This is a genomic window from Micrococcus sp. iso_239 (assembly GCF_056173395.1).
Genome location: NZ_CM149672.1, coordinates 2,284,552 through 2,297,804, shown reverse-complemented (window position 1 = coordinate 2,297,804; position 13,253 = coordinate 2,284,552). Strand labels below are relative to the sequence as shown.

The following is a 13,253-nucleotide window of genomic DNA, read 5'->3' as shown; positions in this document are numbered from 1 at the left end:
GCACAGCACACGGGTGACTGAGTAGGTGTGCAGGGGCGCGACGTTCTCGTTGTGGTTGTCTCTGCGCCGTCTCAGGCCGGCCGTGGGGACCATTATCAGACCTGGCGCGTGCCCCAGAGGGCCCATGAACGGCAGGCTCATGCCCGGCCCGATTGCCCTATCGGCAACCGATCTTCGTACTGTCTTGTGGTGTGTCCACCTGCGGGGCCGTCCTCTGCGACCGTGGCACCGGCGCCAGAACAACATCGTCGCTCCCGTGACAATGCTAGGTGTAGGAGGGCATGACGTTGTTGACTCGGGCCGGTGCCAACGAGGCCGGCGGGGCGTTCCCGCAGGAGGTATGAGGCCGATGGTAGTTGTAGTGGTTCACCCACACGGCCAGCGCCTCACGCCGAGCTGTCTCTGAGGTATACGGGCGGGCGTAGAGGACCTCATCGACCATCAGCCGGTTGTACCTCTCCACCTTCCCGTTATGGCGCGGGGTGTAGGGGCGGATCCGGTGGTGCCGGCCCCCGAGCGAGACCACCTTGGCGGTGAAGTCCGCAGCCCGGTAGTTGTTTCCGTTGTCCGTGATCACCCGGTCCACGGTGATGCCGTGGGCGGCGAAGAACGCCCTCGCCCGGCAGTAGAAGCTCACGGTCGTGGCCGCCCGCTCGTCCTCCAACGCCTCGGTGTAGGCCAGCCGGGTGAACCCGTCGATCGCCGAGTGCAGATAGGTGTACCCGACCCGCCGGCCAGGCCCGCGCTTGGAAGCACGGCCTGCTTCACTTTCACGTCCGTGGGTGCGCCAGCCGCCCCCGTCTGGGATCTTCCCGATCTTCTTCACGTCCAGGTGCACCATGTGCCCCGGCCCTCTCGCGGTGATCTTCTGGGGTCGTTGGCGCAGGTCTTCTCCGGCCGGGGTCAGGTCCCGTAGGCGGGAGATCCCGAGTCGGTGCAGCCACCGTCCCACGGTACGAAGACACACCCGGTGGCCCTCGGAGACGAGGTAGTGATGGATGCGCCGTGCGGACCACTTGCGCTCCCGCCGCAGGGCGTGGATCTGGGCGACCAAGACCGGATCGAGCTGGGCAGGTGAACGGTGCGGCCGGCTGGGCAGGTCCTGAAGGCCGGCTTCTCCCTGGGCGCGGTAGCGGGCGACCCAAGTGGCCACCGTGGGCCGGCTCACCCGGAACTCGGCGGCCACGTGCGCCTGCGGGATCCCGTCGTGCAGGTGGCGGTGGACCATCCTGAGACGGCCGGTGGGAGTCAGGGGTGCGTTAGCGTGAGTCATGAGCGGGTCTCTTCTGGCAGGTCGGTGGTGTAGGAACTTCCATCCTGCGGGAGAGGCCCACTCGTCTCATCTCAGCCCGGTACCCATGTCAAGAACCTCATGACCCACAACAGCTAGGTCGCTGTTCGTTGATCTCACGAGGATCTGGGCGGACACGACGCTAAGAAACAAGTGCGCTGAGTTTAGGGATACGCGCAGCCTGTCACAGGCCAGTTGACGCATGGCGAGTCTGGCTATCTTAAGACTGAGTGTCAACCGCCGGAATGGCATCGCCGAGTCTGGAGAGGGTGCAGTTAGGGCTCGTAGCTGGGCCGCGACCGCAGCGGGGCGGCTAGTTTTGATGTGGACCGGATGAACACCGGCCTAGATGTTGTGGGTCATGAGGTTCTTGCCACGGGGTACGGGCTGAGATGAGACGAGTGGGCCTCTCCCGCAGGATGGAAGTTCCTCAACAACCCACCTGCCCGAAAAGACCCACTCATGACTCACGCTAACGCACCCCTGACCCCGACCGGCCGTCTCAGGATGGTCCACCGCCACCTGCACGACGGGATCCCGCAGGCGCACGTGGCCGCCGAGTTCCGGGTGAGCCGGCCCACGGTGGCCACCTGGGTGGCCCGCTACCGCGCCGAGGGCGAGGCCGGCCTTCAGGACCTGCCCAGCCGGCCGCACCGTTCACCTGCCCAGCTCGATCCGGTCCTGGTCGCCCAGATCCACGCCCTGCGGCGGGAGCGCAAGTGGTCCGCACGGCGCATCCATCACCACCTCGTCTCCGAGGGCCACCGGGTGTGTCTTCGTACCGTGGGACGGTGGCTGCACCGACTCGGGATCTCCCGCCTACGGGACCTGACCCCGGCCGGAGAAGACCTGCGCCAACGACCACAGAAGATCACCGCGAGAGGGCCGGGGCACATGGTGCACCTGGATGTGAAGAAGATCGGGAAGATCCCAGACGGGGGCGGCTGGCGCACCCACGGACGTGAAAGTGAAGCAGGCCGTGCTTCCAAGCGCGGGCCTGGCCGGCGGGTTGGCTACACCTACCTGCACTCGGCGATCGACGGGTTCACCCGGCTGGCCTACACCGAGGCGTTGGAGGACGAGCGGGCGGCCACGACCGTGAGCTTCTACTGCCGGGCGCGGGCGTTCTTCGCCGCCCACGGCATCACCGTGGACCGGGTGATCACGGACAACGGAAACAACTACCGGGCTGCGGACTTCACCGCCAAGGTGGTCTCGCTCGGGGGCCGGCACCACCGGATCCGCCCCTACACCCCGCGCCATAACGGGAAGGTCGAACGCTACAACCGGCTGATGGTCGATGAGGTCCTCTACGCCCGCCCCTACACCTCAGAGCAAGCTCGGCGTGAGGCCCTGCAGGTGTGGGTGAACCACTACAACTACCATCGGCCTCATACCTCCTGCGGAGACGCTCCTCCGGCCTCGTTGGCCCCGGCCCGAGTCAACAACGTCATGCCCTCCTACACCTAGACGAGCTATACGAGTAGTACCAGAAGCAGAAGGGCCGCCATTATCTAGTTCCGGGAGCCTCGCGGGGGCAACTGCAGCCAGAAAGGCAGTACGGCGCTTGGCAACGAGCAGAGGCCCGTGACCGAATGCCGTGTTACCGACGGGCGGATCCACCGCGCCCGTCCTTCCGGCGGCGGGGGCGTCCCAGTGTCAGAGCCGCGGGGGGCAGGCGTCTGACGACGCGGGTCCGTGCTCACCGCCACACGTGGAGCAGGTAGCCGTAGCTCAGTGACGTCGCTGCGGGGTGCTCGGCGAGCCACGCGTCGGCGACCCCTCGCTCGAACTCCAGCCGCAGGACGGCCTCGAGGTCGGCGCGGGAGTCGAAGGTCCACGAGCTCATGACCTCACGGGTCTCGGCCCCGACGCCGGCCCACCACTCGCGGGCGTACGTGTCCTGGCCCTGCGCCGCGGCGTTCGTGCTCGCCCGCAGCAGCTCGGCGAACTGGCCGCGCTCGGTGTCGTTGTCGATCACCACGAGCGCGCCGCCGGGCCGCAGCACCCGGGTGACCTCGTCCAGGACGGGTCGGACGTCCCAGCGCGGGTGCGGGAAGAAGTACGCGAACCGGGCATGCACGACGTCGACGCTCGCCTCCGGCAGCGGGATCTGCTCGGCCGAGCCGTACAGCACGCGCGCCCCGCCGGGGCGGGCGCGAGCGGCCCCCAGCAGGCGCACGTCCGGCTCGACGGCGATCGTCTCGGCCGCGTCGGCGTAGCGGGGCAGCCAGAAGCCGGTGCCCGCACCGAGGTCGAGCAACGTCCGCCCGGCCCAAGGCGCCGCCTCCTGCAGCGCCGCCCAGAGGGCGCCCTCACGGTCCATGGCCGCGTTCTCTATCTCGTACAGCGCCGGGTCCACGCCCTGGTTGCCCGAGGGGCGGAAGTCGGGCAGGCCCGTGGCCGGTCCGCCCGGTGTGCTCTGCGTCATGCCCGGGAGTCTGACACACCCCCCCTCCACGCCGGTCCGTCACACGGGTCCGCCTCGGCCCGCCGCGCCCCGGAGAGGCTCCGGCCGGTCCTGGATGGCGCGGGGGCGGCTCATATGACGCGCGAGCCGGCCGCCCGCTGGACTCTCGGCGGCCCACCGCGTGGGATGGGCTCACCACCCATCCAGAGCGGCTGAGAGATCTGGCTCGACGACGCCGCAGCAACCCGCCCGCCGGACCCGGACCCCCGGGAACGGCAGGCCCGGTGCTACCGCCAGGACCGATGGAGGAGAGCAGATGCCCCGTCATGCCACACAGCAAGTCCACGCCGGCTACGAGCCCGCCGCGCCCCACCGGCCGGTCGTCCCGCCCATCCACCAGACCACGGCGTTCCGTTTCCCGGACCACGCCACGGCGGCATCGATGTTCCGGCTCGAGACCCCCGGCTTCACCTACAGCCGCACGGGCAACCCGACCGTCGCGGTGTTCGAGAACCGCCTCGCCGCGCTGGAGGGCGGCATCGGAGCGATCGCCACGGCCACCGGCCAGGCCGCCGTCGCGCTGTCCCTGCTGGCGCTGCTGCAGGGCGGCAAGCACCTGGTCGCCTCCAGCCAGCTGTACGGGGGCACCGTCGACCTGCTGACGGACACGTTCGCGGACTTCGGCATCGAGGTCACCTTCGCGGACCCGGCGGACCCGCCCGCGTGGGCCGCCGCGGTCCGGCCCGACACCCGCGCGTTCTTCCTCGAGGCCATCACCAACCCGCTCGCCACCCTCCCGGACCTGCCCGCGCTCGCGGACCTCGCCCACGCGGCCGGTGTGCCGGTGGTGGTGGACAGCACCCTCGCGACGCCGGCCCTCTACCGGCCGCTGGAGCACGGCGCCGACGTCGTCGTGCACTCGGCCACCAAGTTCCTCGGCGGACACGGCGCGGTGCTCGGCGGCGCGATCGTGGACGGCGGCACGTTCGACTACGGCGCGGCGCCGGACCGGTGGCCGCAGCTGGCCCGGCCCAAGGCCCGCTACGGCGGGCAGACGCTGGTCGAGCGGCACGGCCGTGGCGCCTACCTGACGCTGGCCCGCAGCAAGTTCCTGCACGACCTCGGCCCCACCCTCGCCCCCGCGAGCGCGGCGCAGTTCATCCAGGGGCTCGAGACGCTCGACCTGCGCGTGGCCCGCCACACCGCCACCGCGCTGGCCGTGGCCCAACACCTGGCCGGGCACCCCGCGGTCGCGCGGGTGCACCACCCCGGTGTGGCCGGGCATCCCAGCGCGGCGCTGGCCGCCCGCGACTTCCCGGACGGCGTCGGCTCGGTGTTCTCCTTCGACCTGGCCTGCGGCCCCGAGGCCGTGGCCCCGTTCCTCGACGCGCTCGAGCTGTTTCAGCTGGTGGTCAACGTCGGCGACGCCCGGTCCCTCGTCTCCCACCCGGCGACCATGACGCACTGTCGCCTGACGCGGCAGCAGCGCGAGGCCGCCGGGATCGCCGAGACCACCGTCCGGCTCTCCATCGGGCTGGAGTGTCCCGACGACCTGATCGCGGACCTGGACCATGCCCTGGCCGTGGTGACCGCCGCCGGGCCGGCCGTCCCCGCCACCACGCCCGCCGTCCCCGAGACCGCCGCCGTCACCCAGGAGGTGCGCTGAGATGACCGCCGTCCACCACACCACCCGCTCCGTCTCCCGTCCCACCGTCCGCGGCTTCACCACCACCGCCGTGCACGCCGGCCAGGAGCCCGACCCGCTGACCGGCGCCGTGGTGCCGCCGATCTACCAGACCAGCACCTTCGTGCAGGACGGCATCAACGTGCTGCGCGCCGGGCATGAGTACAGCCGCGGCTCCAACCCGACCCGGAACGGCTTCGAGACCCAGCTCGCCGCCCTCGAGCACGGCGACCGGGCGTTCGCGTTCGCCTCCGGGCTCGCCGCCGAGGACGCCCTCCTGCGGGCCGTGCTGCGCCCCGGCGACCACATCGTGCTGGGCGGCGACGGCTACGGCGGCACCCACCGCCTCATCACCACCGTCCTCGAGCCGTGGGGCGTGTCCAACACCCCCGTGGACATCACCGACCCGACGGCGGTCGCCGCGGCCGTCCGCCCCGGCCGCACCGCGCTACTGTGGGTGGAGACGCCCTCCAACCCGCTGCTCGGCATCGCGGACCTGGCCGCCTGGGCGCAGATCGCCCACGACGCCGGCGCGCTGCTGGTCGTGGACAACACGTTCGCCTCGCCCTACCTCCAGCGGCCCCTCGACCTCGGCGCGGACGTCGTGGTGCACTCCACCACCAAGTACATCGGCGGGCACTCGGACGTGCTCGGCGGCGCCGTGGTGGTGGCCGACCGCGAGTTCCGCGGCCGGGCGCTGGCCGAGGCGGTGGCCTACCAGCAGTTCGCCGCCGGCGCGGTCGCCGGCCCGCAGGACTCCTACCTCGCCGCCCGCGGCCTCAAGACGCTCGGCCTGCGCATGGACCGGCACGGCGCCAACGCCGCCGCGCTCGCGGGCTGGCTGCAGGGCCGCCCCGAGGTCGCCCAGGTCTTCTACCCCGGGCTGCCCGACCACCCGGGCCATGCACTCGCCGCGCGGCAGATGGACGGCTTCGGCGGGATCGTTTCCATCCGGTTGGCTGGGGGAGAGGCCGCGGCCCGCGCGTTCGCCGAGGCCACCGAGCTGTTCGCGCTCTCGGTCAGCCTCGGCGGGGTCGAATCGCTGCTCTGCTACTCCTCCGAGATGACCCACGCCTCCGTGCGGGGCACGCCCCTGGCCGTCCCCACGGACCTGGTCCGGCTCTCCGTCGGCATCGAGGACGTGGCCGACCTGCAGGCGGACCTCGAGGCCGGCCTCGAGTGCGCCGCACGCGTCGCCGCCGGCCGCGGGGCGCCGTCGTCGTCCGCGGTGCCCCGTCCCGCCCCCGCCCACCACCGCACCACCCACGCCCGCACCCCGGAGAGGACCCGATGAGCCACGCCACCCTTGTCCCGAGCACCGCGCCCACCCGCGTGGACGACCTGACGTTCAGCATCCACACCACGCCGTTCGACGAGGACTACACGCCCGCCGCCAGCACGCGCGCCACCACGAACTTCGCGAACCTCGCCCGCGGTGCGGACCGGCGGGAGAACCTGCGCGCCGCCCTGGCCATGATCGACGGGCGCCTCAACGACCTCGCCCCCTGGGACAACCCGGAGCGGGACCGCTACACGGCACGGATCGAGATCGTCTCGATCGACGTGCACTTCACCGCCGACGACGGCGCGGATGTCGACTTCCCGCTCATGGAGATGCTCGACGTGCGGGTGGTCGAGCGTGCGACGGGCGCTGTGCTCGGCCGCAGTGTGGGGAACAACTTCTCCTCCTACGTCCGCGACCACGACTTCTCCGTGGTGCTGCCCGCGCACGCGGCGACGTCGCCGGGGACCGAGGAGCCCGACGGCTTCGGCGACCTGCACGGGCGGCTGTTCCAGCACCTGCTCGACTCGCAGGCGTACCGGGAGCGGTTCCCGCAGCCGCCCGTGATCTGCATCAGCGTGTCCACGAGCCGCACCTACCGGCGGCTGACGAACGAGCACCCGGTGCTCGGGGTCGAGTACCGCCAGGACGAGCCCTCCCGCACGGACCGCTACTTCGGCCGGATGGGCCTGGGGATCCGGTGCTTCCTGCCGCGCGGGGCCGTGGCGCCGCTGGCGTTCTACTCGCGGGGAGACCTGCTCAACGACCACGCGAACCTCTCCCTGGCCGGGCTGATCGCCACCATGGAGACCTTCCAGCGGATCTACCGGCCGGAGATCTACAACGCGAACGCCGGGGCCGGCGAGGTCTACCGGCCGCGTCTGGACCACGGCGACTTCTCGCAGACCCGGATCGCCTACGACCGCGAGGAGCGGGCCCGCCTCGGCCGGGAGCAGGGGGAGTACACGCAGGCGCACTTCGTGGGCCCGCACCGCGACCTGCTGGAGCGCTGGGCCGCCGCCCACGCCGCACGAGACACCGAGGAGACCCGATGACCACCCTGATCCCCACCACCCTCGTCGGCAGCCTGCCGAAGCCCGGCTGGCTCGCCGAGGAGGAGACGCTCTGGTCGCCCTGGAAGCTCGAGGGGGAGCAGCTGCGCGAGGGCAAGCTCGACGCGCTCGCCCTCGCCGTGGCCGATCAGGAGCGTGCGGGCATCGACATCGTCTGCGACGGCGAGCAGACCCGCCAGCACTTCGTCACCACGTTCATCGAGCACCTCGGCGGTGTGGACTTCGACCGGCGCGAGACGGTGCGGATCCGCGACCGGTACGACGCGAGCGTGCCGACCGTCGTCGGGGAGGTGGGCCGGCCGGCGCCGGTGTTCGTGGACGACGCGAAGGCCCTGCGCGCGCGGACGGACCGGCCCATCAAGTGGACCCTGCCCGGGCCGATGACCATGATCGACACCCTCGCCGACCGCCACTACGGCAGCCGCGAGAAGCTCGCGTGGGAGTTCGCGCGCATCCTCAACGAGGAGGCGCGGGAGCTGGCGGCGGTGGGCGTCGACGTCGTGCAGTTCGACGAGCCCGCGTTCAACGTGTTCTTCGACGACGTCCGCGACTGGGGCGTGGCGACGCTCGAACGTGCGGCCGAGGGCCTGACGTGTGAGACGGCCGTGCACATCTGTTACGGCTACGGGATCAAGGCGAACAACGACTGGAAGGCCACGCTCGGGGAGGAGTGGCGCCAGTACGAGACGTCGTTCCCGCTGTTGCGCGAGTCCACGATCGACACGATCGCCCTGGAGCGGCACCACTCCCGGGTGCCGGCGGAGCTCATCGGCCTGCTGCGCGGCAAGAAGGTGATGGTCGGCGCGATCGACGTGGCGAGCGACGAGATCGAGACGCCCGAGGAGGTCGCGGCGACCCTCCGGGAGACCCTCGAGTTCGTGGACGCGGACAAGCTGATCGCGAGCACCAACTGCGGCATGGCGCCGCTGGCTCGCTCCGTGGCGCGGGACAAGACCGCCGCGCTCGTGGCCGGCGCGCGGATCCTCCGGGAGGAGCTGGGCGGGGAGTGAGGGGGCGGTGTCGGCTCACCCCCACACGCCGGACCCGGCGATGAGCCGGACCGCGAGCACCGCCATGACCACCGCGATCACCACGTCCACCACGCGCCACGCCTTCGGGTCGGCGAGCACCCGGGCCAACAGGCGCGCACCGTAGCCCAGCCCGGTGAACCACAGCACCGAGGCGGCGACGGCGCCGGCGGCGAAGACCCACCGCGCGTCGGGACCGTGCTGGTTGGCGAGGCTGCCCAGCAGCACCACGGTGTCCAGGTAGACGTGCGGGTTGAGCCAGGTCAGCGCGAGCGTGGTGGCGATGACCGAACCCGCGGTGCGCGGCGCCTGCTCGGCGACGAGCCCCTGCGGGCGCAGGGCGGCACGCAGGGAGGAGACCGCGAACCAGAGCAGGTACAGGGCGCCGCCCCAGCGCAGCACCTCGAGCAGCCACGGCACGGCCTGCACGAGCGCGCCCACCCCGGCGGTTCCGGCCAGGATCAGCACGGCGTCCGAGGCCATGCACACCAGCACGACGGCGCCCACATGCTCCCGGCGCACGCCCTGGCGGAGCACGAAGGCGTTCTGGGCGCCGATGGCGACGATGAGGGCGAGCCCGGTGAGCAGGCCGGTGCCGGCGAGGGTCCACATGGGTGAGGACGCTAGAGCCCGGCCGGGCCTGAGCCAAACGAAGAGAACTGCAGGTGCCTCAGCTCTGCTTCATGAACCTGGATCAGCTGCAGGCGCTGCGTGCGATCGCCGACGAGGGCTCGTTCGAAGCGGCCGCGTACGAGCTCGGCGTCAGCGCCTCCGCGGTCAGCCAGCGCATCCGCGCCCTGGAGCGGGAGGTGGGCCAGGTGCTGCTCCGGCGCGGCACACCCTGCGAGCCGACCGAGGCCGGCGTCGGCCTGGTGCGCGTGGCCCGGCACATGCGGGTGCTCGAACAGGAGGCGTGGGCCGGGCTGGGCCGCACGGCGGCCGGGCGCAGCGTCACCTCCCTGGCCGTGCCCGCCGACGTGCTGGGCACGTGGTTCGGGCCCGTCCTGGCCGAGGCCGCCGACTGGGACGACACGGTCCTGGACCTGCACGTCGAGGACCAGGACCACAGCGCCCGGCTGCTGCGCCGGGGCGAGGTGCTGGCCGCCGTCACCACGGAGCCGCAGCCGGTGCAGGGGTGTGCGGCGGAGCCGCTGGGGAGCATGCGCTACGTCCCGCTCGCCTCGCCCGCCCTGCTCGCCCGGCACGCGGCGGGCGACGTCGTCGACCTCGGCGCGATGCCCATGATGCGCTACAACGCGAAGGACGACCTGCAGCGCCTCGCGCTGAGCGGCGCCGGGCTGGACGTCGCCCCGCCCACGCACCTGGCGCCGTCGTTCGACGGGTTCCACCGGTCCGTCCGGGCCGGCCTGGGGTGGGGGATGCTCGTGGACGCCCAGGCCGTCGAGGACGTGCGCGCCGGCCGGCTGGTCCGCGTGCCCGGGCTCGACGACGTCCTCGTGCCCCTGTACTGGCAGGCGGCCACACTGCCCGTGACGCGCCTGGTGCGGCTCACGCGGGCGGTGCGGGAGGCGGCCCAGCGGACGCTCGAGCGGGGGTGAGGCGGCGCCGCGGGTCGCGGGCCGTCAGCGACGTCGCAGCGGTGCCGGCGCTTCCATGGACGCCTCGGCCAGCACGGGCCGGAAGCCCAGCGCCTCGTTGACGTCGAGCATGTGCCGGTTCTCCTCGGCGTTCCACGTGATGATCGCGCGGGCCCCGGGCAGCGCGTCGCGCACGGCGATGAGGTTCGCCGCCTTCACGCGCATGCCGAGGCGGTGGCCGCGGTGCTCGGGCAGCACGATGGTGTCCCACTGGTCGATGAGCCCGTCCGGGCGCGAGCGGGGCGCCACCAGCTCGCTCAGGGCGACGATCCGACCGGTGGCGCGGTGCCGCGCCACCGCGCGGAAGAGGCGCCCGGTCGTGAGGATCTGCTCGTCCATGCGACGCACGCGGGCCGCGTCCCACACCTGCTCCACCACGGTGCGTTCCCCGGAGGGCACGTCCGTGGCCATGCGGGCCTTGAGGACGGCAAGGTCGTCCTGCAGGGACGCGTCGGCCGCGCCCTCCCAGGCGTGGAGCTCGTAGTCCGACGAGACGCGTTCGGCCTCGGCCAGGGCGACGGCGGGGTCGATCCCCGGATCGGCGAAGTCATACCGGCTCACCCGCTCGATCTGGACGAGCGCGAAGCCGTAGGACTGGGCGAGACGCACACCCGGATGCTCGGCGGACACCGCGCCGGCGCCGTTGGGCGGGGTGAGCGTCCGTTTCCCGGCCACCGGCCGCGGCGTCAGCGGCCAGGTCTCGAAACGGGTGAGGCCGGCGGTGTCCTGGACGAGCCGCTCGGCCAGTACGCGGCCGTGGCCGCGTCCGCGGTGCCGCGGGTGGACGTAGACGTTGAGGGCGGCCGCGTCAGGGTCGTCGACGTGGTTGATCAGGACGCGGGCGTAGCCGACCGCCTCGCCGTCGATGTACGCCAGGTAGCGGCGCTGCGTGTGGTCGGTCTCGGCGGCGGCCTGGATGAGCGCGTCCGTGGGGGTCTCGTCCCACTCGGTCGTGCCGATCAGCTCGTGGTTGTACTCGTCTCCGAGGCGGCAGTAGGCCCGCCAGTGGGGGTCGTCCGACGAGGCGGGCAGGGGGAATTCGATGATGTCAGGCATGCGGTGACTGCTTTCTGAAGAAAGGGGTGGGCGCAGAGGCACCCGTCGAGCCGTGCTCGAGACGGGCGCGCCGGGAGGCCGGTGGTGGGTCGTCGGGCCCACGGGGTCACTGCTGCTGCATCATGGGGTGAACTGTGTCACGACGCGGATCGGTGGGCAAGGGCCTTTGTCGTCGAGATGCAGCGCGGATTTCACCTGACGCGCGGGGAACTCTTCGCATATCGGGCGGGATCCGGTCCGGGTGACACTGGGTGTCCAGGTGGGCGCCCCCGCGGGCCCAGGGATCGCCCGAAACGTAGGGGCGGTTGCCGCTCTAGCGGGTTGGTTGTGGCGAGCCGTGCGGCGGGCGGGCGGACAGGGCCGGAGGTGGCGCACACGACGCATGGCGGGACCCCTCGCCACAAACGACCGATTGTGCCCGTGGGTGGGTTACTGGGGGCGGCGCGCGAGACGGGTGGTGGCGATGGAGAAGGCGAGGGAGAGCAGGGCCATCGCCTGCCACCCGGCCAGTACCCATCCCGGGCCGAAGGCCGCGCCGAGCGCGCCGCCGGCCAGCGTGGCAAGGGGCACGGAGCCGCGGGTGAGGGTGCGACGCATCGCGGTGACCCTGCCCAGGGTGCCCTCGGGGCAGGAGCGGGCGAAGATCGCGCCGCTGGTGATATTGCCCAGCACGACCATGAACCCCCACAGGGCGGCGCCGGCCAGCAGCAGGGGTCCGGCGTGGGCGCGGTCGAAGAACGCGGCCAGGTGGAGTGCGACGGCGGCGGCGCAGCCGGCGGCGCCGGCCAGGATGCATCCCTTCTCGCCCAGGGTGTCGATGGCACGGGGGGCGAGGGCGGATACGGTCAGGGCGCCGAGGGCTCCGGCGGTGAGCTGGAAGCCGACGAACTCGGGACCGAGCTGCAGGTCGGTGAGCACCCACACGGCCTCGATGGGGGCGAACAGGGCCATGCCGATGTTGCCGGCCATGGAGTTCAGGGTGAGCAGCCACAGCACGGGGGTGCGTCGCAGGGTGGTCCACCCGTGGGCGGCCTCGCTCCAGAACCGTGACCAGCGGGTGAGGACTACAGCGGCGGCGGGAGTCTCCTCGTCCCGCGTGTCTTCAGTGACGGGGGCGGGGTTCATGCGCACTTTCAATGCGACGAGCGCGGCGGCGGCCAGGAAGGCGGCCGCGATCCCCAGCACGGGCCCGGCCCCGAGGGCGGCGACGAGCAGGCCGGCTGCGGCCGGGACGATCAGGCCCAGAGCCGCGTCGGCGGACTCGAGCCTGGCGGCCAGTCGGCTGACCGTGTCCGGGGCGACCACGCGGGGCACCAGGGTGGCCTGGGTGGTCTCGGCCAGGACCGTGAGCACCCCGAGCAGGGCCATGACCGCGGCGAGGTGGGCGAAGGTGAGCGCGTCCAAGGCCCAGGCGAGCACGAGGGTGCCCAGCAGGGCCGCTTTGGCCAGGCCGGTCGCCACGAGTAGGCGGGGGCCGAGGTGTCGGTCCACGAGGATGCCGATAGGGACCCCGAGGAGCAGGAAGCCCAGCCCCGAGAGGGTCATGAGTACGCCCATCTGGGCTGCGCCGACCCCGAGGACGAGGACGGCGAGCACGTCGATGGCCACGTCGGTGGCCGAGCGGCCGCCAGCGTCGAGCGCGTTGGATGCGACGAGCCAGCGGGCGCGCCCGAGCCTCTTCGCGGGCGCCGCGTTCTCGGGCGCGGTCGTGTCGTCGGTCAGGGGTGAGCTCACCACGGGAGTATCCCCTAGAGGTGAGGTGGATCACGTGAGGCGGGTGAGCTTGGGCGTGTCAGTTGCCGGCGGAAGGTCGAAGCAGCCTGGTGCTGTC

Annotated in this window: 11 protein-coding genes; 6 read left to right on the top strand and 5 right to left on the bottom strand. The window is 72.1% G+C overall.

Annotated features, from left to right (window positions below; all coding sequences use genetic code 11):
• Positions 1-265: 265 nt before the first annotated feature.
• Positions 266-1,273, bottom strand: a complete 1,008-nt coding sequence (locus tag AC0VX2_RS10680) for an IS481 family transposase (protein WP_043279157.1) — start codon at positions 1,271-1,273, stop codon at positions 266-268.
• Between the two features lie 480 nt (positions 1,274-1,753).
• Here AC0VX2_RS10680 and AC0VX2_RS10675 point away from each other — a divergent pair, with 480 nt between their 5' ends.
• Complete coding sequence (locus AC0VX2_RS10675; protein WP_475432586.1) at positions 1,754-2,761, top strand: IS481 family transposase; 1,008 nt, start codon at positions 1,754-1,756, stop codon at positions 2,759-2,761.
• A gap of 232 nt (positions 2,762-2,993) precedes the next feature.
• On the opposite strand, the gene AC0VX2_RS10670 is transcribed toward AC0VX2_RS10675, so the two are convergent.
• The gene (locus AC0VX2_RS10670) at positions 2,994-3,722 is read right to left on the bottom strand and encodes a class I SAM-dependent methyltransferase (protein WP_136940251.1); all 729 of its coding nucleotides are present in this window, start codon (positions 3,720-3,722) and stop codon (positions 2,994-2,996) included.
• 295 nt (positions 3,723-4,017) lie between these two features.
• Between AC0VX2_RS10670 and AC0VX2_RS10665 the strand changes: the two genes are divergently transcribed.
• Genes AC0VX2_RS10665 through AC0VX2_RS10650 form a run of 4 tightly spaced genes read left to right on the top strand, consistent with a single transcriptional unit; the run spans position 4,018 to position 8,750 of the window.
• A complete protein-coding gene (locus tag AC0VX2_RS10665; RefSeq protein WP_144819249.1) occupies positions 4,018-5,367 on the top strand; it encodes an O-acetylhomoserine aminocarboxypropyltransferase/cysteine synthase family protein in 1,350 nt (449 codons plus the stop codon).
• A 1-nt stretch (position 5,368) separates the two neighbouring features.
• On the top strand, positions 5,369-6,679 hold the full coding sequence (locus AC0VX2_RS10660) for a cystathionine gamma-synthase (protein ID WP_136940253.1): 1,311 nt from the start codon (positions 5,369-5,371) through the stop codon (positions 6,677-6,679).
• Positions 6,676-7,722, top strand: a complete 1,047-nt coding sequence (locus AC0VX2_RS10655) for a putative oxygenase MesX (RefSeq protein ID WP_127435210.1) — start codon at positions 6,676-6,678, stop codon at positions 7,720-7,722. Before AC0VX2_RS10660 ends, AC0VX2_RS10655 begins: the two co-directional genes overlap by 4 nt.
• The gene (locus AC0VX2_RS10650; RefSeq protein WP_127435211.1) at positions 7,719-8,750 is read left to right on the top strand and encodes a methionine synthase; all 1,032 of its coding nucleotides are present in this window, start codon (positions 7,719-7,721) and stop codon (positions 8,748-8,750) included. Before AC0VX2_RS10655 ends, AC0VX2_RS10650 begins: the two co-directional genes overlap by 4 nt.
• Positions 8,751-8,765: 15 nt before the next feature.
• Here AC0VX2_RS10650 and lysE read toward each other — a convergent pair whose 3' ends face one another.
• On the bottom strand, positions 8,766-9,380 hold the full coding sequence (lysE, locus tag AC0VX2_RS10645) for an L-lysine exporter (RefSeq protein WP_101963159.1): 615 nt from the start codon (positions 9,378-9,380) through the stop codon (positions 8,766-8,768).
• Between the two features lie 71 nt (positions 9,381-9,451).
• Between lysE and AC0VX2_RS10640 the strand changes: the two genes are divergently transcribed.
• Positions 9,452-10,327 (top strand): ArgP/LysG family DNA-binding transcriptional regulator, encoded by an 876-nt coding sequence (locus AC0VX2_RS10640; RefSeq protein WP_036381376.1) that lies wholly within the window; start codon positions 9,452-9,454, stop codon positions 10,325-10,327.
• A gap of 24 nt (positions 10,328-10,351) precedes the next feature.
• Here AC0VX2_RS10640 and AC0VX2_RS10635 read toward each other — a convergent pair whose 3' ends face one another.
• Positions 10,352-11,422: a GNAT family N-acetyltransferase gene (locus AC0VX2_RS10635; protein ID WP_135101532.1), complete on the bottom strand. Its 1,071-nt coding sequence runs from the start codon at positions 11,420-11,422 to the stop codon at positions 10,352-10,354.
• 429 nt (positions 11,423-11,851) lie between these two features.
• Positions 11,852-13,156: an MFS transporter gene (locus AC0VX2_RS10630; protein ID WP_251393499.1), complete on the bottom strand. Its 1,305-nt coding sequence runs from the start codon at positions 13,154-13,156 to the stop codon at positions 11,852-11,854.
• Positions 13,157-13,253: the final 97 nt, after the last annotated feature.

Coding starts and splice junctions, on each gene's coding strand:
- AC0VX2_RS10650 (WP_127435211.1), top strand. CDS start 7,719: ATGACCACCCTGATCCCCACCACCCTCGTCGGCAGCCTGCCGAAGCCC.
- AC0VX2_RS10640 (WP_036381376.1), top strand. CDS start 9,452: ATGAACCTGGATCAGCTGCAGGCGCTGCGTGCGATCGCCGACGAGGGC.
- lysE (WP_101963159.1), bottom strand. CDS start 9,380: ATGTGGACCCTCGCCGGCACCGGCCTGCTCACCGGGCTCGCCCTCATC.
- AC0VX2_RS10660 (WP_136940253.1), top strand. CDS start 5,369: ATGACCGCCGTCCACCACACCACCCGCTCCGTCTCCCGTCCCACCGTC.
- AC0VX2_RS10675 (WP_475432586.1), top strand. CDS start 1,754: ATGACTCACGCTAACGCACCCCTGACCCCGACCGGCCGTCTCAGGATG.
- AC0VX2_RS10670 (WP_136940251.1), bottom strand. CDS start 3,722: ATGACGCAGAGCACACCGGGCGGACCGGCCACGGGCCTGCCCGACTTC.
- AC0VX2_RS10665 (WP_144819249.1), top strand. CDS start 4,018: ATGCCCCGTCATGCCACACAGCAAGTCCACGCCGGCTACGAGCCCGCC.
- AC0VX2_RS10635 (WP_135101532.1), bottom strand. CDS start 11,422: ATGCCTGACATCATCGAATTCCCCCTGCCCGCCTCGTCGGACGACCCC.
- AC0VX2_RS10680 (WP_043279157.1), bottom strand. CDS start 1,273: ATGACTCACGCTAACGCACCCCTGACTCCCACCGGCCGTCTCAGGATG.
- AC0VX2_RS10655 (WP_127435210.1), top strand. CDS start 6,676: ATGAGCCACGCCACCCTTGTCCCGAGCACCGCGCCCACCCGCGTGGAC.